The sequence below is a fragment of the Cytobacillus sp. EB106-05-05-XG126 genome, assembly GCF_058791715.1.
Genome location: NZ_JBYTDU010000002.1, coordinates 151,022 through 171,264, shown reverse-complemented (window position 1 = coordinate 171,264; position 20,243 = coordinate 151,022). Strand labels below are relative to the sequence as shown.

Genomic DNA, 20,243 nt, shown 5'->3' with positions numbered 1-20,243 from the left:
AATTTTTCTGTACAGTTTTTTCATTATAGCTTATTTGAAATACATAATAAAAGCAAAATTAGAGAAGATAATAACGAATTAAATCTGGAAGGAGTGCATTAAGGTGAATTTAAACCTGCGCAATGCCATTTTACACAATGTATCAGGCAACTCTCAAGATGAACTGAAAGATACAATCGTGGATGCCATTCAAAATGGGGAAGAAAAAATGCTGCCTGGCTTAGGTGTATTATTTGAGGTAATCTGGAAAAACTCCTCTGAAGAAGACAAGCTGGAAATGCTTCAAACCTTGGAGAGCAGTCTTAAATAAAGTGAAACTTCTATCAGTGGGGGTTTTCCTTATCCCCCACTGATTGTTAGTCGCGTTCTAGTGTCGCTAAGATCTCCGCTAGCGCTTCGATCAATCGACACTACGAACCCGATTGGTTCAACTAAGCCTCTGCCTGCGCGTCGGCAAGTTTCACTGTATCTCACCAATCGGGCCTTTACATTATAAAGCGAGGCGACTTGCCTTAGGGTGACAAGCATAAGACGAGCAGATGGTGGGGAGTGCTTTTCTTCCCATCAGCTGATTGGCTTATGACCTCGAACCCTTAGGAGCCGCAGCTAGATTGTGCAGTTTGACCCCCTCTTATCCTCCTTTGATTCCTCTGAGTTTTGAAGTGGGGGTCTTACTGCCCGTTAGACTGCGATAAAACGAAAAAAACTCCGGAAAGAGCCGGAGTTTTTTCATTTTATTCAAATGTAATCTTATCAACAGTTTCCCTGTCAAGCTTCTTAATCACTTCAGCAATCAGCTTTACTGCATTTTCATAGTCATCGCGGTGAAGCATTGCTGCATGGGAATGGATGTACCGTGTTGCAATGGTGATTGAAAGGGATGGAACTCCATTATGCGTAACATGAATGGCTCCTGAATCTGTTCCTCCACCAGCAATGGCATCAAATTGATAAGGGATATTCAGTTCATCTGCAGTGTCTGTTACAAGGTCACGCAGGCCTTTGTGAGAGACCATTGATGCATCATAAAGGATAATTTGCGGACCTTTGCCCATTTTGCTCATGGCTTCTTTTTCAGAAATTCCCGGTGTGTCGCCTGCGATTCCAACGTCTACACCAAATGCGATATCCGGCTCGATTTTTTGCGCAGAAGTACGGGCTCCGCGAAGACCAACTTCTTCCTGTACCGTTCCTACACCATAAACTTCATTTGGATGTTCAGCATCTTTCAATTGCTTGAGCACGTCTATGGCAATTGCGCAGCCAATGCGGTTATCCCAGGCTTTCGCCAGAAGCATTTTTTCATTATTCATAACCGTAAACTCAAAATATGGAACCACCATGTCACCAGGTTTTACGCCCCATTCTTTCGCTTCTTCACGGCTTGAAGCACCAATATCAATGAACATGTCTTTAATTTCAACAGGTTTCTTGCGAGCATCCGGAGATAAAATATGCGGCGGTTTTGAACCAATTACCCCGGTAACATCTCCTTTCGATGTTACAATCGTCACCCGCTGTGCCAGCATAACCTGTGACCACCAGCCGCCAACTGTCTGGAAGCGGATGAAACCTTTATCATCAATGTTTGTTACCATAAATCCAACTTCATCCAAGTGGCCGGCTACCATAATCTTCGGGCCGCCTTCTTTGCCTGTTTTTTTAGCAATGAGACTCCCCAGTCCATCTGTTGTCACTTCATCAGCATAGGCTGTTATGTATTTTTTCATAACCTCGCGCGGTTCGCGCTCATTTCCCGGTATTCCTTTCGCATCTGTTAATTCTTTAAGCATCGTTAATGTTTCATCTAATTTAGCCATCATTTCGACTCCCTTAATATTTATTTAATCATATTATACCGAACATCGGATTCAATATAAAGAATTATCAGACGGATAATCCCTCAGGCTGCAGGCGGAAAAATTACTTAATATCCTTCAGCCTGCCTCTTATAATTTACTTCATTCTTGTCTATATATGCTTTTTCTATTTGCGAAGAGTTAAATCCAAGCATTTCCCCCAGATGTAAGTAAACTGCAATAAGCTCTTTATAATCTGTTAAAGAACGGCTGGTCCGAAACTTTCCGATAGCTTCATAAACAGACAAGAACTGGCCATTCACTGAAACCGTCTTTTCCACAGGAACAGTAAGGTCCTTATCCCCGTCAAATCCGCATTCAATTCCAAGCGATAAAATGAAATGTATACCGTCAACAAACTCCTCCAATACTGTATCCTGAGGGGAGGAAGGCTTAAGGCTCCAAAACTTAAAGCATCTTGTCTCATTAGCAAGCTCTCCCAATTCAACAAGCAGCGCCAGTATCTTACGGTCAAATAAATCTGCTTCCTCTAAACCATGGTTTGATTCTATATGGCTGTCCAGCCCTTTTTGCATTTGGAATAATTGCTGATAATTCATTTTCCACCGTCCTATTTGAAATTAATGATTAACTTACATTATAATGCCCATCAAAAAAATTATAACAAATCGAAAAAAAGTTGAAACTTTTTTTAATCTCATCCGTATAGTAAGGAAAATAAAGATGGAGGGCTGGTTACTATGTGGCTCCTGCGTATGCTATTGTTTGCTCTGATTCTTTTTCTTATATACACAGCGGTAAAATATCTGCTCAATTCCAAGAGAAAGCTAGAGCTTGCCCACGAACAGAAACGATATTATTTTTGGGATGACCAGGAAAATGTCAGGAAGAACTTCCTGATTACGTATAAAGGGGTTTTGTTTGAAGGTGAAAAGTATTTGGGTACCACTGATAATGCTTTTGATGTGGTCTCCATTTTCCTCTGGCCGCACAATACATCGGCCCTTAAAGGGATGGTAAGGGAGGATTTTCTTTTTATTGAAAGAAAGATAACCGAGGCCTATCCTACTGCAAAAATTGACTGGAAAAGCCCTGTGAAGGAGTTCATGCACAAAACAGCTTCTCCAGGCGAGGAAATTAAAGATCATCTTTAAAAAACGTTCGGCAGCCCCGAACGTTTTTTTATGCTGTTTTGAAGAATTCCTTCCATTTAATAACTGTAACCTTTTCCCTCAGTACAAATACTAAAACAGAAAGTGACAGCAAAATCAGGACAATCATTGAAGGAGTAAATCTGCTGATGAATTCTCCGAAAACGGTATAAAAAACAGCCAGCGGCAAATTAGTGATCCATGAATTTTTAAGAAACTGATTAAATCCCTTGTTTCTTTCCATCAGGCAAAAGCTCAGCAAATGATAATGAATAAAAGGGATAAGCCTTAAAACTGCAACCTGGCCGACAGTTAAATTCCGATACTCTCCAAACCACCGCTTCTTTAATAAAGAAAGCTTTTCATGCGTCCCCGGCATTTTTGTGATTAGAAAATAAAATAGAATGCTGCTGATCATTAACCCTGCAAGAGAGAAAACAGAGCCAAAAAAACTGCCAAAAAGAACTCCCCCTGTTATGCAGACAAGCGGGACCGGAATAAATAGAAACTGCCGGATGATATGAAAAAAGATAAAAGCAATGGGAGCAAGAATTCCAGCAGTCTCTGCCATAGCAAACAATAAAGTCAATTGATCATTCATGCCTTCACCTCTCCCCGATGACTTTCCTGCTGTTCCCTAAAGCTTATGGATGGCACTGACTGTTTATGACAATTGAATAACCAGGTACAATAGCAGGCCTGCTTCAAGCAATGCCAAAAAAGGCAGTCCCCATTTAAACTGAACATGCTTCGTTTTATGCCTGAAGGCCTTCATACCCAAAGTCATTCCCGCTGCTCCGCTCAAAAAGGCTGTGATCCAGAGGTTTTTCTCGCTTATACGGAACTCATTCCGTTTTGCTTTTTCTTTATCAAGCTTCATCAGGTAAAAGCCAATCACATTCATGATCAGATAGATAAGAGCAATTGTTTTAATCATGAGCTTTCTCCTTTATATGTATTAATTCTGTATTGAGCTTAAATGAAATAGAAGCTTTCTGTCCATCAAAAGCAAATTAAAAAGCCATCCCCCTAGGGAATGGCTATTGTATAAATTATTACTTGCTAAGCTGCTGCTTTGCAACTGATGCTAATTCAGCAAATGCTTTTTCGTCAGCGATTGCTAATTCAGCAAGCATTTTGCGGTTAACTTCGATGCCAGCAAGCTTTAAACCGTGCATTAAACGGCTGTAAGAAAGACCGTTCATGCGAGCTGCTGCGTTAATGCGAGTAACCCAAAGTTTGCGGAAGTCGCGCTTTTTCTGGCGACGGTCGCGGTAAGCATACATTAGGGATTTCATAACCTGCTGGTTAGCAACTTTGTATAATGTATGTTTTGAACCGAAATAACCTTTAGCTAATTTGATGACTTTTTTACGACGTTTGCGAGTAACTGTACCGCCTTTTACACGTGGCATATTATTTCCCTCCTAATTTCGAGATATTACTTAAGATTTACTAATAAGTTACGGATGCGTTTGTAATCGCCTGAAGAAACAAGAGTTCCTTTGCGAAGCTTACGCTTTTGCTTTTGAGATTTGTTCGCGAACATATGGCTTCTGTAAGCGTGAGAACGCTTCAGTTTACCAGAACCTGTTCTTTTGAAACGCTTAGCAGCGCCGCGGTGAGTTTTCATTTTTGGCATTGGGAATTCCTCCTCTTACTTGTCGTTTTTCGGTGCTAAGACCATAAACATGCTTCGGCCATCCATTTTTGGATGTGATTCCACTATTGCAACTTCATTGCATGCTTGTGCGAATCGAATTAATACACGCTGGCCAATTTCCTTATGCGTAATGGCACGACCTTTGAATCGGATCGATGCTTTTACTTTATCGCCTTTTTCAAGGAATTTAATAGCATTGCGAAGTTTAGTATTAAAGTCATGCTCTTCAATAGTCGGGCTAAGACGAACTTCTTTAATACTGATAATCTTCTGGTTTTTGCGAGCTTCTTTATCTTTCTTCTGCTGCTCGAATTTGAACTTTCCGTAGTCCATGATACGGGCTACCGGAGGCTTCGCACTCGGTGCAACCAGAACAAGATCAAGATTGGCACGAGAAGCGATTTCAAGTGCGTCGAATTTTGATTTAATACCTAACTGCTCGCCGTTTTGGTCAATAAGACGGACTTCGCGGGCGCGAATGCCCTCGTTTAACAACATATCTTTGCTAATAGCTAGACACCTCCAAGGTTTAATGCGAACACAACGTTTGGGTCAAGAAAAGCGCAAGCGCCTGCTTAGCAGACAACTTTAAAGCTGTAAGCTGCACCGGACCAAAGCTGAATCGCAAGTTATGAAACATTTCTCTTCCGTGACGGAATCAGAGCTGTTTTTAACCAAATAAAAAAGTGCGGATGAAAACACCCACACTTACGTATATAAACAGAAAATGTTCACGTAAAACCTGCCAACTGCGCTTTGCGTCAATCAGGTGAGAAGCGGGTGCTTCTTCTTTTCCTCAAACTGTATTCAATTTACCTTAGCTACTATATCACAAAGAATGATTCCGTGTCAAACGAATAACTTTTATCACAACGAAGAAAAGCATAACAAAATTAATCGCTTTTGGCAATACGATTTTAATATTTTTTCAAAATGAATTTAATGCCAGCTCTTTCGTATGTCTCATCCAGATCTTAAATGTTCTATGGAATAACTAATCAAAAAGGGCTGCAGCACTTGCAGCCCTTTTTGATCGCAGTCTAACGGGCAGTAAGACCCCCACGTCAATACTCAGAGGAATCAAAGGAGGATAAGCGGGGGTCAAACTGCCCAATCTAGCTGCGGCTCCTAGGGGCTCGAGGTCATAAGCCAATCAGCTGATGGGAAGAAAAGCACTCCCCACCATCTGCTCGTCTTATGCTTGTCACCCCAAGGCAAGTCGCCTCGCTTTATAATGTAAAGGCCCGATTGGTGAGATACAGTGAAACTTGCCGATGCACAGGCAGAGGCTTAGTTGAACCAATCGGGTTCGTAGTGTCGATTGATCGAAGCGTTAGCGGAGATCTTAGCGACACTTGAACGCGACTAACAATCAGTGGGGATAAGGAAAACCCCCACTGATTGAAGTTTCACTTTATTATTATCGTTTAACTTCAGCTTTTAGTGCTGAAATGAAGTCCTCAAATGAAACAGTTTCTGACTTTTGCTCTCCATATTTGCGGACATTGACAGCTTTTTCAGCTGCTTCATTGTCTCCAACAACAAGCATGTATGGAGTTTTTTGCATTTGCGCTTCACGGATCTTATATCCTATTTTTTCATTTCGGTCATCCAGCTCAACGCGGAAGCCCTCAGCCTGAAGCTGCTCCTGGACGTTTTTCGCATAATCAAAGTGAATATCAGGAGATACCGGAATGACCTGGACTTGAACTGGGGCAAGCCAAGTTGGGAACGCACCCTTGTACTCCTCAATCAGGAATGCCACAAAACGCTCCATAGTGGAAACTACTCCGCGGTGGATAACGACTGGGCGATGAGGCTTTCCATCTTCCCCTACATATGTCAGGTCGAATCGTTCTGGAAGCAGGAAGTCCAGCTGGACTGTGGATAGTGTCTCATCCTTGCCAAGCGCAGTTTTAACTTGTACATCCAATTTAGGACCGTAGAAAGCAGCTTCGCCTTCTGCCTCAAAATAATCGAGGCCGATTTCATCCATCGCTTCTTTAAGCATTGCCTGTGCTTTTTCCCACATTTCATCGTCATCAAAGTACTTCTCAGTATCCTGCGGATCTCTGTAGGAAAGACGGAATGAGTAGTCACTGATATCGAAGTCTTTATATACTTCGAGGATCAAATGTACTACGCGCTTAAACTCTTCCTTGATCTGGTCAGGTCTTACAAAGATATGTGCATCATTCAAAGTCATGCCTCGTACACGCTGAAGGCCGGATAGGGCTCCTGACATTTCATAGCGGTGCATTGTTCCAAGCTCTGCAATACGGATTGGCAGTTCGCGGTAGCTGTGGATGCCATTCTTGTAGATCATCATATGATGCGGGCAGTTCATTGGACGCAGAACAAGCTGTTCGTTATCCATCTCCATTACAGGGAACATGTCTTCCTGGTAATGATCCCAGTGGCCGGATGTTTTATAAAGATCCACGCTTCCCATGATTGGAGTATAGACATGGTCATAGCCCAGTCTTTCTTCCTTATCCACGATATAGCGCTCGATATTGCGGCGGATTGTTGCCCCTTTTGGAAGCCACATTGGCAGGCCCTGGCCTACTTTTTGCGAATTCATGAACAGGTTAAGCTCTTTGCCGATTTTACGGTGGTCACGCTCTTTTGCTTCCTCAAGGAGACGCAAATGCTCTGCCAGGTCTTCTTTCTTGAAGAAAGCTGTTCCATAGATCCGCTGTAGCATCTTATTGTCACTGTCGCCTCTCCAATACGCTCCGGCAATGCTTAATAGTTTGAACTCTTTCAATTTGCCTGTAGAAGGAACATGAACACCGCGGCAGAGGTCAAAAAATTCGCCCTGCTCATAGATTGTCACTGTTTCCTCTTCAGGGATAGCCTCGATCAGTTCAAGCTTATATTCGTCATCTATTTCCTTGAAAATCTCTACAGCTTCATTGCGGCTGACCTCTTTGCGGACAATATCAAGGTTTTCATTAATAATCTTTTTCATTTCTTTTTCAATCACTGGAAGATCTTCTGGTGAAAGTGATTCTTCCAGGTCGATGTCATAATAAAATCCGCCTTCAATGACTGGTCCTACTCCAAGCTTTACATTTTTATATAAACGCTTGATCGCCTGAGCCATCAAATGGGCAGTGCTGTGGCGAAGAACCTCCAGCGCATCGCTTGAGTCGGGTGTTACAATTTCAATAGCTCCATCCTTTTCGATTGGACGGCGAAGATCATACATTTCTCCATCCAGCTTGCCGGCAATTGCCTTTTTCTTAAGGCCCGGGCTGATCGAAGCTGCAATATCTTCTGTTGTCGTTCCCTTTGGAAACTCCTTTACAGCTCCATCTGGAAACGAAACTTTAACAACTTCTGACATGATATTTCCTCCCTTTTTTATAAAGCGCAAGCGCCTCGATCAGCCCCGACAAGCACAAGGCGAGCCTCCTAAAAAGGCGTTCTTTCCTTTTTTGGAGGATTGACTTGTGACCTCGAGGGGCTAGGCGCTGGAGCTGGATTCAGATTTTGCTCCTAAAACGCGTTTTACACTTGAAAAATAAAAAAACCCGTCCCTAAAAAAGGGACGAGTTATTATTAACACGCGGTTCCACCCTACTTCTCGCTTTCATAGAAGACAAACGACTCTGTAGTAAGATAACGGTCTTTTCCCGCCAGCCCATTTCCTGGCTGGAGTTCAGAGGCGGTAAGCATTCAGATCGTGTTAGGAAGGTTTCAGCCTTGCCTTCCCTCTCTTTCAACCGTATTAGAATGCCCGTATCCTCATCAAAACTTTTGCTTGATTATTGTAATATGTACGTTATTATAGTTTGTTATTTCAGGAAAATCAAGGGTATCTTTTACATTTTTCATCATCGGCATAAGAATGGACGTTTTGATAATGATAAAAAGCTGCAAGAGGGCTTAATTGAAGCCTTTCTTCAAAAATATTGCGGATTGTTCTGACCAGCGGCTGGTCAAAATCATCTGAATAGAGATAAATAGCTAAAGGCGCTATAGAGAGCAGCGGCGCAATTGTAACAGAATCCACATATACAGGATGATTGGATAATAGCTTGCGGTCAATCATCCTTATGAGCTCTCCGCGTTTAATTTCACACAATTGATCATCATAAAAATAAACACCCTCATCCATAAGGACATGGATCGTATTCATTTTTGGCTGCTTGCCTGACAGGAAATCTCTCAATGTATGAATAAACATCTGATATTCCTGTTCCATTTTGTACTCATCGATGGAGACTTCCACATACTTGGTCATTTCAATCATAAGCGGGCGCATCCGGAATTTTACGAATGAATCAAAAGAAAAGGAAATGTTATTTTGAAACAACTGATCAATTGCGTTTTTTAAGCTTTCTTTTACATCCAGTCCACTGACAAACGCAGCAAGATCCTCACGGCTTCCTTCCAGGATAGAGTGAATAATTTCAAGGATCTGCTGCTGCTCGCCTTCATCATCATAATAATAATGCTCCATCAATATCCGTTTAAACCAATCATCCTGCTTCTGGTTCACGATAAATTGAAAGAATGCTGTTTTAACAGTATTCAGGACATTGCCGCTATTTTCAGCAGAAACTCTGACTATATGTTGATCTTCAAAATGAAGAATATTATTATCACATTGACAAAAAGACTGCAGCTGTTCAAAAAGATGCTCATAGAAATTCCTCGCATCTGTGCTGCTCTGGAAAATGATTTCGATCAACCAAATCCCCCCTTTATACAAATCTCTGTTCTATGTATATGGCGGACTTGGCCAATTTAGAAGTGGGGTTTGGTCTTTTAGTATATTAAACTATGATAAATATTATATGCCTCTTTTCGGGTAAATTGTTGTTTTCCGCCTATCAATGTTGTCCGTTGATTTCCGCTCCAGGCTGCTCGCTTTCCGCGGGGCGGGCGGTGAGCCTCCTCGACGCTCCGCGTCTGCGGGGTCTCACCTATCCCACTACTCCCGCAGGAGTCTCGCACCTTCCGCTACAATCAACTCAGCGAATAATATACAAACAGCAACTCACCTTGCGAAAACAGCTATAACAAAAAAAGCTGCCGGACATTTCATCGGCAGCTTTCAGATTATACTCTCCTGTTCGGTCCTTCTACAAGCACCGGTTCAGCAAGGTATTTAATGCGTTCCATGATTCTTCTTGCCTTCATTTTCTCTTCCTCGCCGCGCTGGCTGTAGGATAGATGATGTTCAAGGCCCTGGAGGTCGAAATTGGAAGTGAAGAAGGTTGGGAGGCTTTCCTGCATGCGAAACTGCAGAATCGGCCCTAAAATCTCATCCCTTGTCCAGCTGGACATGGTTTCTGCACCAATGTCATCAAACATTAAAACAGGTGCTTTTTTAATGGTTTCCATCTTGCTGTTCAGGGTCTGATCACCAATTGAATTTTTCAATTCCCTGAATAATTCTGGAACATAGACAATCATGGAGGATACTTTCCGGCTTGCAAGCTTATTGGCAATAGCACCAAGCAAATAAGATTTGCCTACACCAAATTTCCCATAAAAATAGATCCCTTTTTGCTTGGACCCCGGCTGGTAGTCCATTACAAAAGATGCTGCTTTATCCACAGCCTCAATGCGGTCGTCATCATCATATATCGAATCAAAAGTGGCATGAAGGATATCAGATGGCACATATAAACTCTGAATTAATTTTTCATTTCTCCGCTTTTCATCGTGCATGATCTTGCGCGGGCACTTATCATACTTCAGATCGATTGATCCTCTTTGAATCACCAGTTCCGGATGATAGCCCTGCATAAAATTCACACAGCCCTCCAAGCTTGGACATTTATTGCACTCCTTGCTCTGCTGTGTATATTCAAAGAGCTTGCTAAGACTCTTTTCAACCATTTCAGATGTCAATTCATCCCGATGAGTTTGGATAAAAGCCTTCACTTCAGGGTGATTAAGCGTTTGGCTCCTCATCATTTCATATCTTTTTTGAAAACCTTCATTGCCTGCAAGGCGTCTTAGTGTTTCATTAATTTTTTTCATCAATCAGTCACCTCCTGTGATCGCAGTTTTTTTAATTTTTCTTTAAGTTCCCTTTTTTTCAATTCCCGCTCATACTGTTCCTTTTCGCTGTTTTGCTGCCCGGTCTGTTCCTTCTTGGCGGCTTTGCTGCTATTTTCATCAAACCAGTCCGGAAGCATCTCTGTCCTGATCGGCTTCTTTTTGTTCCCCGTAGGGCCTGCTGTTTTTTTCCCTTCTGCCCAATCAAGGTATTGGCGATGTTCTTTTTTAGCTAATTCAATAGCTTCCTGGGGTGTTTTAATCTTCTTTCTTGCCCAGTGGCCTGCTATTTTTTCTACATACCCTTTGGTCAGCTTCATATCTGTTTTGAGCATAACATATTGAATCAGCACATTAATTACCCCAGGCAAAAGCTTTTGCTGGAACATGACATCTTCTATAATCTGCAGATCGCCTTTCGAAGGCTCCGCTCCTCCGGATATATCTTTTAAAAGCTGCCTTGGTGAGGTAATTTCCAAATAACGGATCAATTCTTCTTCCTGTGTTACTGGCTGTTTTTTATGAGCCTGATGGATGGCAGGCTGAACCCTGTCAATCAGGGATGGCAGCATATCCTGGTTTTGGAATTGATACCAATCCCGTGCCGATTTTCTTAATTCATCAATGTTTATCTCATTATCTTCATTCACGGCGCTGATGACAATATTTTTCATCTGAATAGGGTCAATTCCATATAAAAAGGCAAGATTGCTGATAGATTCCTTTACTTTAACTGTAAGGGCTTTTTTTGGTACAAGCGATTCATTCAGCCCTGCCTGAAGCAATTCAAAATTAAAACCTTCACTGCCGATTTGAATGCCTTCCTGCTCCCGCCTTCCAATATACCCTGCCTCATCTGTTTCATTCATCAGCTGTATCACTTCATCGTCAAACGAACCAGGGTGCCCGGATTGAAATACATCCTGGAAAGCCTTCGTTACTTCCTTATACCCTCTTGCCGGCTGCACCTTCTGATCCGAGAAGAAGCGCTTCAGCCTCATAAATTGATTCTTCCCCAACTTCTTATAAAGATAGATATTGAGCATACCGTCAAGGAAGAATTGTTCAGGTGTCAGCGGTGGAAGAAGTTCGTAAATGAATGACCTTGTCTCTTCATCCTTGTTAACATATACCTTTAAAAGTCCTATTCCTTCAAGCTTGAGACGGGCTTCATAAATATCCTTAAGCCCCATCCCCATGAAATTCATTAAACTATGGTGTGAATTTGAAGATGACCATAGCCGGTTTTCTTCAAGCTCTGCCCATAAAGTCATATACAAACTGAAGCACACAGAGCCAATGAGCGGCTGGTATAACAGTGTCAGCACTTTCCGGTCATAATCATGCAAAAGCCCGCTGGCTGCTACTGTATATCGATCAATGGGGAGCATCTCCTGCCAATGCTGGGCCATGGTGTTCACCTTTTTCTATTTAAATTTTTTATTAGGCTGTTCATCAAAAGCATATCCAGCAAAAAAAAGAGCCAAAGAAAAACCTTCAGCCCCTCAGCCTAATTCATCAAAAATCAGCGGCAGCGGCAAAACTGACCTGATTATGATTGTTCTTTTTTAATTAGTTCCTTGAGTTCATCAATAAACACATTGATATCTTTAAATTGCCTGTATACTGATGCGAAACGGACATATGCGACCTCGTCCACATTTGCGAGCCTGTCCATGACCATTTCGCCAATTTCATCGCTTTTTATTTCAGAGACACCATTGCTGCGGAGTTCTTTCTCCACTTCAAAAGTAATGTCCTCCAGATCTTTAAGGGCTACCGGCCTCTTTTCACATGCTTTAATAAGGCCTCTCAGAATTTTTTCCCGGCTGAATTCCTCTCTCGTACCTTCTTTTTTCACAACGATTAACGGAATTTCTTCCACTTTCTCAAAAGTCGTAAACCGGTATCCGCATTTCTCGCATTCCCTTCTGCGGCGGATGGATCGGCTGTCATCCACAGGACGGGAATCGAGTACACGGGTATTATTGTTTTGGCATGAAGGGCATCTCATACAATCAGCTCCGAATTTTTTTATAAGTTGGCTTTAGACTAATTACCGAATATTATTTGATACTCTTATCTTATAAAAAAGGAGTTGACAGTACAAGTACAACTATTTATCTGCGTTTCTTGCAGAACCGAGAAAATCATGCCGTTTATTTAACTTTTCATATATCGAAAGTACTTCTCTTTTAAGAAATGGATGCACACCTGCCGGTGAGGACTGCTCAGTTGAAATATTGATATCTACAGCTGTTTCAAAAGGCTTGACAGTCACGACTGTCACAATGGCAAAACAGGATTTGTCTTTTTTAAGTTCTGCTGCAATCTCGCCGTGTTCTTTGGAAATGCTGAGAATGTTTACATTATGATCTGCTCTGAATAACTCTTCAATCGTCTGAAGCATTTGTGCTGTATTGGTTCTATAGTATCTTGTAGTGAGCTCAGGGTCAGAGTGATTTTCGTTTGTTTCACACTGCTTTTTATAGCGGCTGGCAAGCTGCCTGAAAATTGACATTCTCTTTCCTCCATATATTTTTTGTATCCTTATTGTACTATTTTTTATAGAGATACTAAAGGCAATGGATTTTAGGCAAAATAAAAAGAGGTGTATTAGATACACCTCTGGATTGCCTAAGAGTCATTCTGTATTAAAGTACTTGAGCTTGTTTAACTTGAACTGGACCCATACCGCGAGGAATTTCGATATTCTCACGCGTTTGAGCTCCTAACGCTTCTGCAATAAAGTCTGCAGCAATGTTAGGGTCAAGATCTCCACACGTATACACATCAATGCTGGCATAGCCATGCTCCGGGAAGCTGTGAATAGTTAAATGAGATTCAGAGATGATCACCACTCCGCTTACACCCTGTGGCGCAAATTTATGAAATGCAACCTCGCGAATTTCAGCACCAGATTTTAATGCAGCATTTACGAATGTCTGCTCAATAAAATCCATATCATTTAACTTTTCAAAATCGCATCCCCAAAGTTCTGAGATTACGTGACGACCCATAGTTTCCATATTCAAATTTCCCCCTTTAAACTTTTAAGCTATTAATTAATGAAATTCCAGATTTATACTGGTCTATAACTACCACGGGGGAAAGTTAGTCCAGAGAGGTCCTAACCCTTTAAGTAGCTACCATACCAAAACCTCGAAGAAGTTCACGAGGATTAGTATACTTTGTTTAATTTCTTTTTGCAACACATTGTTTTACATTTTTTTTGGCAAAATTTCTGAAGAATTTTCCTTCTCAGGATTTAGTTTTGTCCAATAAAAGGAGCCTGCCGGGGAATGGCAGGCTTTAAGGGTATGGGTAGTTTTATATTAAAAGAGATTGGCAATTATCCAACTTTTACGGCAGATGCCTGAAAAAGTTCCTGTGCAACATATTTTGTCAAGTCTACGACACGGCAAGAATAGCCCCACTCATTATCGTACCAGGCAAGCACTTTCACTTTGCTGGTGCCGATTACCATTGTAGATAATCCATCAATGATGGCAGAGTGTTCATTTGTGTTGAAATCGATTGACACTAACGGTTCGTCAGTAATATCCAGGATACCATGCAGCGATCCTTGTGAAGCTGTAGCAAATGCCGCATTCACTTCTTCAATTGTAACGTCCCGCTTTAAGTCTACCACGAGATCCACTAAGGAAACGTTAGGAGTCGGCACACGCAGTGCCATACCATGCAATTTGCCCTTTAAATGAGGCAATACCAGCGACAAAGCTTTGGCAGCACCAGTGGAAGTCGGGATGATCGACTGTCCGCAGGCACGTGCACGGCGTAAATCCTTATGCGGGTTATCAATATTTTTTTGATCGTTTGTATATGCATGAACTGTTGTCATAAGTCCGTTTTCAATGCCAAATTGTTCATCAAGGACTTTTGCAACAGGTGCAAGGCAGTTTGTTGTACAGGATGCATTTGAAATAATATCATGTTCTTCGATTTTTAATGCGCTTTCATTTACGCCCATAACAATAGTCACATCTTCATTTTTTCCAGGAGCAGTAAGTATGACCTTTTTAGCTCCGGCATCAAGATGAAGAGCCGCTTTATCACGGGAATTAAACTTTCCTGTAGCTTCAATAACGATATCGATATTCATTTCTTTCCAGGGAAGTTCTTCAGGATTCCGGCTGCTTACAAGCTGAACCCTTTTACCGTTCACAACAATAGCATTGTCTTCCGGAACAACGCTTCCCTCGAATGGTCCATGGTTGGTATCATATTTAATTAAGTGTGCCAAAGTTTCAGCCGGATAGCTTGCATTTATGGCAGCCACTTCAAGATTTTCATCAAGGATGGCTTTTCTAAAAACCATACGTCCAATTCTTCCAAAACCATTAATCGCTATTTTCGCCTTCATGTTACGGCCCCTTCCGCATTAGTGTTATACTTTTTATTACCTTAAGATGTAATTAGTATAACATATTGAAGATCATTTGTGATGAATAAAATGCGGATTTTTTAATGTTCAACAATTCAGAAATATCAGCCCAGGCACTTTCTGCTTTTTATATGGTAATGGTCTATCTTACAGTCGCATGGCTGATTATTTTTGTCATACTAATTAGGCTTTAAGCACATCAAAAAAGAGCCTATCAAAGGCTCCTCAGACAGCATTCCATTTTTTTAAAATACCCCACAATTGTTTTTCTGTTTCTTCAATTGTGCCATTATTATCAATTACAGCATCGGCCAATGCCTTCTTATCTTTTAAAGGCATCTGGGATTGAATTCTTGCCATCGCTTCTTTTTCGGATAGCTGATTTCTTTGCATCAGCCTTTGCAGCTGTATATCTTCATCTGCATATACTAATAAGGTTTTGTCGCACATGTATTGTAATTTACTTTCAAATAAAAGCGGGATATCAAGAATAATCAGCTGTTCCTTACGGCTGATAGCTTGTTCCTTCTTGGCTGTCATTCTTTTGCGGACGGCAGGATGTACAATGCTATTTAAGGCTTTCCGCTCTGTTTCATTATGAAATATAATGGAGCCCAGTTCTGCACGATCAATTGAACCGTCCTTGAGAAGAACTCTTTCCCCAAAATGACGGAGAATTTCCTGATAAGCTTCCTCACCTTTTTCAACAGCTAACCTCGCTTCTATATCCGCGTCTATTACAGTGTACCCTTTTTTAATTAGGAGAGATGAAACGGTGCTTTTCCCGCTTGCAATCCCGCCTGTCAAACCTACAGTCAGTGACATAGTGTGTTCCTTTCTAATAAAATGCTAGATTTTCAGAATCCCAATTACGATCAAAATAATGCCTGGAATGAATGAGAACTTATGGACCCATCCGCTTTTTGAGAAAACAGCCCCCACCTGCATTCCCATAAACACAAACAGAGAGCTCATAACGGCGACCGTCATTGCCAGGTAGTAAGGTGAGTACCCCAGCATAGCTGCACCGATCCCCGCTCCGAAAGCATCAAGTGATAGGGCGAGCCCAAGCATTAGTGCTTCAATTCCTGTGATGGCACCGGATTTGTCAAAATCGGCGGACATGGGCTTTTTCAGAATATTAATGACAAGCCCAAGAGATTTGATTTCCAGATTTACAATTGTCTTTTCATGCGGGAGGACAACATCCTTCACCTTTTCCGGCCTGAAAAATTGATATAGAACCCAGGCACCGAGAAAAATCAGAATGACTCCTCCTAAACTTTCAGCTAAAGCCGGGGACAAAAAGGCTTCTATTAAATGGCCGATTGTCATGGCGGCCATTAATGTGAGAGCTGAACAGCAAGCGATTATACTGATCGATTTAAATGGTATGCTCATTTTCCTTAAACCATAGGTTAAACCGACACTGAAACTGTCAAGACTGACAGCAAAAGCAAGTATCAAAAGTGAGAATATATGCGCCATAGAATAGAGCTCCTCCCTGTCAATCGCTACGATAGTATATGGAAGAAGCCCATCCAATGTTATTCGAAACGCATTTTAGCTCTATTCCGGATTATTATTTTCTCTGGCAAGCCGGACAGAATACTGTACCCCTGCCCCCGGTTACGATCCGCTCAAGTGTGCTTCCGCACACTTTGCAACCTTCCCCTTTTCTCCCATAAACAAAAAGCTCAAGCTGGAACATGCCAATTTGCCCCTGGGAATTAACATAGGAGCGAATGGTGCTTCCTCCTTTATCTACCGCTTCTCTCAGGGTATCTCCAATTTCTTTGTGAAGTGTCTCCAATTCGCTTCTTGTTAAGCTATTTGCCGCTCTTTCAGGATGAATTCGAGAACGGAATAAAGCTTCATCCACATATATATTGCCAAGCCCTACGATCGTTTTCTGATCTAGAAGCGCAGTTTTTACATGGCGGGAGGTCCGGGCAAGCCGGGCAGCAAGGTCGTCCACCGTAAATTCTTCTGCAAATGGTTCCGGTCCCAGATGTGCCAGAGGAAGTGCCTTAAGTTCTTCACCCTTTGCATATAGGTGCATCGTTCCAAATTTACGAACATCTTTGTATCTGAGTTCAGTGCCATCTGTAAAATGAAAAATGACATGAGTGTGTTTTTCAGCAGGTTCTTCTTTGGAGTAAAGGCCGTATCTGCCCTCCATTCTCAGGTGGGACACAAGTGCATAGTCAAAGGTGTAGAGGATTAGGAATTTCCCTCTCCTGCCAATGTCCTGAAAGGTTTGGCCTGCTAAAGCATCCTTGAATTGAGCAAGCTCTTCGGGATGCTTAACTATCTTAGGCCAGAAAACCGAAACATGTGAAATGGTTTTGCCGATCACCAATTGCTGCAATGTTCTTCTGACCGTTTCAACTTCAGGAAGTTCCGGCATGGTTATTCCTCCTTTATCATGAATTTTCTGCATTCAAAAATACAATGTACTATTATTTCGCATCAAACCATGTTGGGCCATAGGAATAATCCACTTTGAGCGGAACTTTCAATTCTACTGTATTTTCCATTACGTCCGGCACGATTTTTTTGAGTTTCTCTATTTCATCCTCAGGTGCTTCAAAGATTAGTTCATCGTGAACTGACAGCAGAAGCCGTGCTTTGAGTTCTTCTTTTCTTAAGCGGTCAGCCATGTCAATCATGGCTTTTTTAATAATATCTGCTGCACTTCCCTGAATTGGAGTGTTCATAGCTGTCCGCTCTGCAAAACCTCGCAGGTTGAAGTTTCGGCTAGTGATTTCTGGCAGATATCTTCTTCTGTGAAGAAGCGTCGAGACAAAACCTTTCTGTTTTGCTTCATGGATAATATCATCCATGTACTGCTTAACACCAGGATAGCTCTCAAGATACCGGTCAATAAATTTTCCGGCTTCTTTCCGTGTGATTCCGAGGCTCTGGGAAAGGCCATAATCACTGATTCCGTAGACTATTCCGAAGTTAACGGCCTTTGCATGGCGCCGCATATTGGACGTAACTTCATCGGCTTTTACATGAAATACTTCCATTGCCGTTTTGGTGTGGATATCCATATCTTCATTAAAGGCTTCAATCAGCTTTTCATCATCTGCAATATGAGCCAGTACTCTCAGTTCAATCTGCGAATAGTCTGCAGCAAAGATAGCCCATCCCGGTTCTGAAGGAACAAATGCCTGCCTGATTTTTCGCCCTTCCTCCAGACGGATTGGAATATTTTGCAGATTTGGATCAGTTGAGCTTAATCTTCCTGTCTGGGTAAGTGCCTGATTAAACCTGGTGTGGACTTTACCTGTTTCATTGTTAACTACCTTCAACAGGCCTTCAATATAAGTGGACTGAAGCTTGCCAAGCTGGCGGTAGTGCAGGATGTCCCGGATTATTTCATGGTCATTCTCAAGTTTTTCAAGTACATCCGCCGAAGTGGAATAGCCTGTCTTCGTTTTTTTAATGACTGGCAGCCCTAATTTTTCAAAAAGAATTACACCGAGCTGTTTAGGAGAATTGATATTAAAAGCTTCCCCGGCAAGCTCATGTATCCGCTTTTCAATTTCATCCAATTTGGAGAGCAGGTCTTGTCCCATTGTCCTCAAGCGTCCTAAATCCACTTTAACTCCAGTTGACTCCATATCTGCTAATATTAAAGAAAGTGGCATTTCCAGGTCATAAAACAGCTCAGATTGCTGGTTTTCCTTTAAATCACTATCAAGCTTTTCCCTCAATGTCATCAAAGCTGCTGCTTTTCTTGCCAAATGTCCGCCAAGTTCTTTTTCTTCCGGAATCCGCCTTTTTGCTCCTTTGCCGTAGAAAGCTTCATCAGATTGAATCGCATGATAGCCATGATTTTTTGCTATAGATGCTATATCCTCAATACTCTGAGATGGGTTAATAATATATGAAGCAATATAGAGATCAAAGTCTGCTCCCTTTAGATGAATCCCATGATGCCGGAGTGACACTTCAGATCTTTTTGCATCATACACTGTCTTCTTTTTCGTTTCATCTTCAGCCCATCTTTTAAAAATATCTGATTCTAAAGCCTTATCTTTGGAGAAGTAGAAATTCCCTTTATCATTCGCAACGGAAAAACCAATGATGTCTGCATAATGGTAATTATCCTCTAAAAGCTCAACATAAAATGCATTTTCATCAGAAAACATATCTTCTTTAATTTCATCTGCTATGATAAATTCAATTTCATCCAGATTCTCTTCGATTGCTTCAGTGTCCCCGCCGATTTTTTCCAGCAGCGAGTTAAAGCCAAGTTCTTTAAAGATGCTTATAACTTTTTCTTTTTCAAAACCTTCATATTCAATGTCATCAATTTTGATTTCAACGGGAGCTTCCCTTGTGATAGTAGCAAGTTCTTTGCTCATTAAAGCTTGGTCCCTGAATTCTTCCAGCTTTTCTTTCAGTTTTTTTCCGCTCACGTCATCAACAGACTCCAAGAGCTCTTCAAGGGTTCCAAACTCTTTCAGCAATTTAAGGGCTGTTTTTTCGCCCACTCCCGGCACACCCTGAATATTATCTGAACTATCACCCATCAGGCCTTTCATATCAATAATCCTGTCAGGTGTGATTCCGTATTTCTCTTCTATATGAGCTGGCGTGTATTCTTCAATATCTGTAATTCCTTTGCGGGTGATACTGACTGTGACAGAATCAGAACTTAACTGTGTTAAATCCTTATCCCCTGATATAACTTTAACTTCATAGCCATCTTTTTCAGCATGGAGGGATAGTGTTCCAATGATATCATCCGCTTCATAATTTTCCAGTTCATATCTGGAGATTCCATAAGCATCAAGAAGCTCTCTAATATAAGGAAACTGCTCTGATAGCTCAGGTGGAGTTTTCTGCCGGCCGCCTTTATACTCGCTAAAGGTTTTATGGCGGAATGTTGTTTTTCCGGCATCGAACGCCACAAGGAGATGCGTCGGTTTTTCATCCTCCAGAATCCTCTGCAGCATCATGGTAAATCCGTATACAGCATTGGTATGTATTCCTTTATCATTGTTTAAGAGCGGCAAAGCAAAAAATGCCCGATAAGCAATGCTGTTGCCGTCTATCAGAACAAGCTTTTTTTTATCCAACTAATATCTCCTCCTTATTAAGAAAAGCGGAAGCGCCTTGTCCACCCCCGACACCTCGAGGGGGCAGGCGCTGCAGCTAGACAGTTG

21 protein-coding genes and 1 other annotated feature are annotated in these 20,243 nt (G+C 41.7%); of the genes, 2 read left to right on the top strand and 19 right to left on the bottom strand.

Going from position 1 to position 20,243, the window contains the following annotated elements:
- The first annotated feature begins 103 nt into the window (after positions 1 to 103).
- Positions 104 to 310 carry a small acid-soluble spore protein SspI gene (sspI, locus tag AC3WTL_RS11295; RefSeq protein WP_035330267.1) on the top strand — a complete coding sequence of 69 codons (207 nt, stop codon included), beginning with the start codon at positions 104 to 106 and terminating at the stop codon, positions 308 to 310.
- Between the two features lie 424 nt (positions 311 to 734).
- On the opposite strand, the gene AC3WTL_RS11290 is transcribed toward sspI, so the two are convergent.
- Both AC3WTL_RS11290 and AC3WTL_RS11285 read right to left on the bottom strand, forming a co-directional pair.
- Positions 735 to 1,820, bottom strand: coding sequence for a M42 family metallopeptidase (locus AC3WTL_RS11290; protein WP_197213174.1), 1,086 nt, complete (start codon positions 1,818 to 1,820; stop codon positions 735 to 737).
- Positions 1,821 to 1,927: 107 nt separating this feature from the next.
- On the bottom strand, positions 1,928 to 2,419 hold the full coding sequence (locus tag AC3WTL_RS11285) for a dUTP diphosphatase (RefSeq protein WP_048008090.1): 492 nt from the start codon (positions 2,417 to 2,419) through the stop codon (positions 1,928 to 1,930).
- A 141-nt stretch (positions 2,420 to 2,560) separates the two neighbouring features.
- On the opposite strand from AC3WTL_RS11285, the gene AC3WTL_RS11280 reads away from it, so the two are divergent.
- A complete protein-coding gene (locus AC3WTL_RS11280) occupies positions 2,561 to 2,974 on the top strand; it encodes a hypothetical protein (protein ID WP_048008089.1) in 414 nt (137 codons plus the stop codon).
- Between the two features lie 28 nt (positions 2,975 to 3,002).
- Here AC3WTL_RS11280 and AC3WTL_RS11275 read toward each other — a convergent pair whose 3' ends face one another.
- From AC3WTL_RS11275 to polA, 17 genes are all read right to left on the bottom strand, one after another.
- The gene (locus AC3WTL_RS11275; protein ID WP_135148158.1) at positions 3,003 to 3,572 is read right to left on the bottom strand and encodes a TVP38/TMEM64 family protein; all 570 of its coding nucleotides are present in this window, start codon (positions 3,570 to 3,572) and stop codon (positions 3,003 to 3,005) included.
- A gap of 63 nt (positions 3,573 to 3,635) precedes the next feature.
- Positions 3,636 to 3,908 (bottom strand): DUF1294 domain-containing protein, encoded by a 273-nt coding sequence (locus AC3WTL_RS11270; RefSeq protein ID WP_197248338.1) that lies wholly within the window; start codon positions 3,906 to 3,908, stop codon positions 3,636 to 3,638.
- Positions 3,909 to 4,026: 118 nt separating this feature from the next.
- A complete protein-coding gene (gene rplT / locus AC3WTL_RS11265) occupies positions 4,027 to 4,386 on the bottom strand; it encodes a 50S ribosomal protein L20 (protein ID WP_009333214.1) in 360 nt (119 codons plus the stop codon).
- A 26-nt stretch (positions 4,387 to 4,412) separates the two neighbouring features.
- The gene (rpmI, locus tag AC3WTL_RS11260; RefSeq protein ID WP_009333215.1) at positions 4,413 to 4,613 is read right to left on the bottom strand and encodes a 50S ribosomal protein L35; all 201 of its coding nucleotides are present in this window, start codon (positions 4,611 to 4,613) and stop codon (positions 4,413 to 4,415) included.
- A 15-nt stretch (positions 4,614 to 4,628) separates the two neighbouring features.
- On the bottom strand, positions 4,629 to 5,132 hold the full coding sequence (gene infC, locus AC3WTL_RS11255; RefSeq protein ID WP_048008086.1) for a translation initiation factor IF-3: 504 nt from the start codon (positions 5,130 to 5,132) through the stop codon (positions 4,629 to 4,631).
- 176 nt (positions 5,133 to 5,308) lie between these two features.
- Positions 5,309 to 5,432 (bottom strand) — a sequence feature (ribosomal protein L20 leader region).
- Between the two features lie 622 nt (positions 5,433 to 6,054).
- Complete coding sequence (thrS, locus tag AC3WTL_RS11250) at positions 6,055 to 7,986, bottom strand: threonine--tRNA ligase (RefSeq protein ID WP_492369432.1); 1,932 nt, start codon at positions 7,984 to 7,986, stop codon at positions 6,055 to 6,057.
- Between the two features lie 465 nt (positions 7,987 to 8,451).
- Positions 8,452 to 9,336, bottom strand: coding sequence for a putative sporulation protein YtxC (locus tag AC3WTL_RS11245; protein WP_492369431.1), 885 nt, complete (start codon positions 9,334 to 9,336; stop codon positions 8,452 to 8,454).
- A 371-nt stretch (positions 9,337 to 9,707) separates the two neighbouring features.
- Complete coding sequence (gene dnaI, locus AC3WTL_RS11240; protein ID WP_159344871.1) at positions 9,708 to 10,637, bottom strand: primosomal protein DnaI; 930 nt, start codon at positions 10,635 to 10,637, stop codon at positions 9,708 to 9,710.
- Positions 10,637 to 12,067 carry a replication initiation and membrane attachment family protein gene (locus AC3WTL_RS11235; RefSeq protein WP_222497615.1) on the bottom strand — a complete coding sequence of 477 codons (1,431 nt, stop codon included), beginning with the start codon at positions 12,065 to 12,067 and terminating at the stop codon, positions 10,637 to 10,639. The genes dnaI and AC3WTL_RS11235 overlap by 1 nt, the downstream gene beginning before the upstream one ends.
- Before the next feature lie 140 nt (positions 12,068 to 12,207).
- On the bottom strand, positions 12,208 to 12,669 hold the full coding sequence (nrdR, locus tag AC3WTL_RS11230; RefSeq protein WP_048008385.1) for a transcriptional regulator NrdR: 462 nt from the start codon (positions 12,667 to 12,669) through the stop codon (positions 12,208 to 12,210).
- 102 nt (positions 12,670 to 12,771) lie between these two features.
- Entirely contained in the window at positions 12,772 to 13,176 is a 405-nt protein-coding gene (locus AC3WTL_RS11225; protein ID WP_163142239.1) for a hypothetical protein, read from the bottom strand.
- Positions 13,177 to 13,309: 133 nt separating this feature from the next.
- A complete protein-coding gene (speD, locus tag AC3WTL_RS11220; protein ID WP_048008383.1) occupies positions 13,310 to 13,684 on the bottom strand; it encodes an adenosylmethionine decarboxylase in 375 nt (124 codons plus the stop codon).
- A gap of 323 nt (positions 13,685 to 14,007) precedes the next feature.
- Complete coding sequence (locus AC3WTL_RS11215; protein WP_048008382.1) at positions 14,008 to 15,039, bottom strand: glyceraldehyde-3-phosphate dehydrogenase; 1,032 nt, start codon at positions 15,037 to 15,039, stop codon at positions 14,008 to 14,010.
- Between the two features lie 246 nt (positions 15,040 to 15,285).
- Positions 15,286 to 15,885 (bottom strand): dephospho-CoA kinase, encoded by a 600-nt coding sequence (gene coaE, locus AC3WTL_RS11210; protein ID WP_197213164.1) that lies wholly within the window; start codon positions 15,883 to 15,885, stop codon positions 15,286 to 15,288.
- Positions 15,886 to 15,909: 24 nt separating this feature from the next.
- Positions 15,910 to 16,548: a sporulation membrane protein YtaF gene (ytaF, locus tag AC3WTL_RS11205; RefSeq protein ID WP_222497613.1), complete on the bottom strand. Its 639-nt coding sequence runs from the start codon at positions 16,546 to 16,548 to the stop codon at positions 15,910 to 15,912.
- 94 nt (positions 16,549 to 16,642) lie between these two features.
- Complete coding sequence (gene mutM / locus AC3WTL_RS11200) at positions 16,643 to 17,470, bottom strand: DNA-formamidopyrimidine glycosylase (RefSeq protein WP_222497612.1); 828 nt, start codon at positions 17,468 to 17,470, stop codon at positions 16,643 to 16,645.
- 52 nt (positions 17,471 to 17,522) lie between these two features.
- The gene (gene polA, locus AC3WTL_RS11195) at positions 17,523 to 20,156 is read right to left on the bottom strand and encodes a DNA polymerase I (protein ID WP_492369430.1); all 2,634 of its coding nucleotides are present in this window, start codon (positions 20,154 to 20,156) and stop codon (positions 17,523 to 17,525) included.
- Positions 20,157 to 20,243: the final 87 nt, after the last annotated feature.

What these genes read in the sequence shown, in the direction of transcription:
- AC3WTL_RS11290 (WP_197213174.1), bottom strand. Translation starts at nt 1,820, where the DNA reads ATGGCTAAATTAGATGAAACATTAACGATGCTTAAAGAATTAACAGAT.
- AC3WTL_RS11285 (WP_048008090.1), bottom strand. Translation starts at nt 2,419, where the DNA reads ATGAATTATCAGCAATTATTCCAAATGCAAAAAGGGCTGGACAGCCAT.
- AC3WTL_RS11280 (WP_048008089.1), top strand. Translation starts at nt 2,561, where the DNA reads ATGTGGCTCCTGCGTATGCTATTGTTTGCTCTGATTCTTTTTCTTATA.
- AC3WTL_RS11275 (WP_135148158.1), bottom strand. Translation starts at nt 3,572, where the DNA reads ATGAATGATCAATTGACTTTATTGTTTGCTATGGCAGAGACTGCTGGA.
- AC3WTL_RS11270 (WP_197248338.1), bottom strand. Translation starts at nt 3,908, where the DNA reads ATGATTAAAACAATTGCTCTTATCTATCTGATCATGAATGTGATTGGC.
- rplT (WP_009333214.1), bottom strand. Translation starts at nt 4,386, where the DNA reads ATGCCACGTGTAAAAGGCGGTACAGTTACTCGCAAACGTCGTAAAAAA.
- rpmI (WP_009333215.1), bottom strand. Translation starts at nt 4,613, where the DNA reads ATGCCAAAAATGAAAACTCACCGCGGCGCTGCTAAGCGTTTCAAAAGA.
- infC (WP_048008086.1), bottom strand. Translation starts at nt 5,132, where the DNA reads ATGTTGTTAAACGAGGGCATTCGCGCCCGCGAAGTCCGTCTTATTGAC.
- thrS (WP_492369432.1), bottom strand. Translation starts at nt 7,986, where the DNA reads ATGTCAGAAGTTGTTAAAGTTTCGTTTCCAGATGGAGCTGTAAAGGAG.
- dnaI (WP_159344871.1), bottom strand. Translation starts at nt 10,637, where the DNA reads ATGAAAAAAATTAATGAAACACTAAGACGCCTTGCAGGCAATGAAGGT.
- AC3WTL_RS11235 (WP_222497615.1), bottom strand. Translation starts at nt 12,067, where the DNA reads ATGGCCCAGCATTGGCAGGAGATGCTCCCCATTGATCGATATACAGTA.
- nrdR (WP_048008385.1), bottom strand. Translation starts at nt 12,669, where the DNA reads ATGAGATGCCCTTCATGCCAAAACAATAATACCCGTGTACTCGATTCC.
- AC3WTL_RS11225 (WP_163142239.1), bottom strand. Translation starts at nt 13,176, where the DNA reads ATGTCAATTTTCAGGCAGCTTGCCAGCCGCTATAAAAAGCAGTGTGAA.
- speD (WP_048008383.1), bottom strand. Translation starts at nt 13,684, where the DNA reads ATGGAAACTATGGGTCGTCACGTAATCTCAGAACTTTGGGGATGCGAT.
- AC3WTL_RS11215 (WP_048008382.1), bottom strand. Translation starts at nt 15,039, where the DNA reads ATGAAGGCGAAAATAGCGATTAATGGTTTTGGAAGAATTGGACGTATG.
- coaE (WP_197213164.1), bottom strand. Translation starts at nt 15,885, where the DNA reads ATGTCACTGACTGTAGGTTTGACAGGCGGGATTGCAAGCGGGAAAAGC.
- ytaF (WP_222497613.1), bottom strand. Translation starts at nt 16,548, where the DNA reads ATGGCGCATATATTCTCACTTTTGATACTTGCTTTTGCTGTCAGTCTT.
- mutM (WP_222497612.1), bottom strand. Translation starts at nt 17,470, where the DNA reads ATGCCGGAACTTCCTGAAGTTGAAACGGTCAGAAGAACATTGCAGCAA.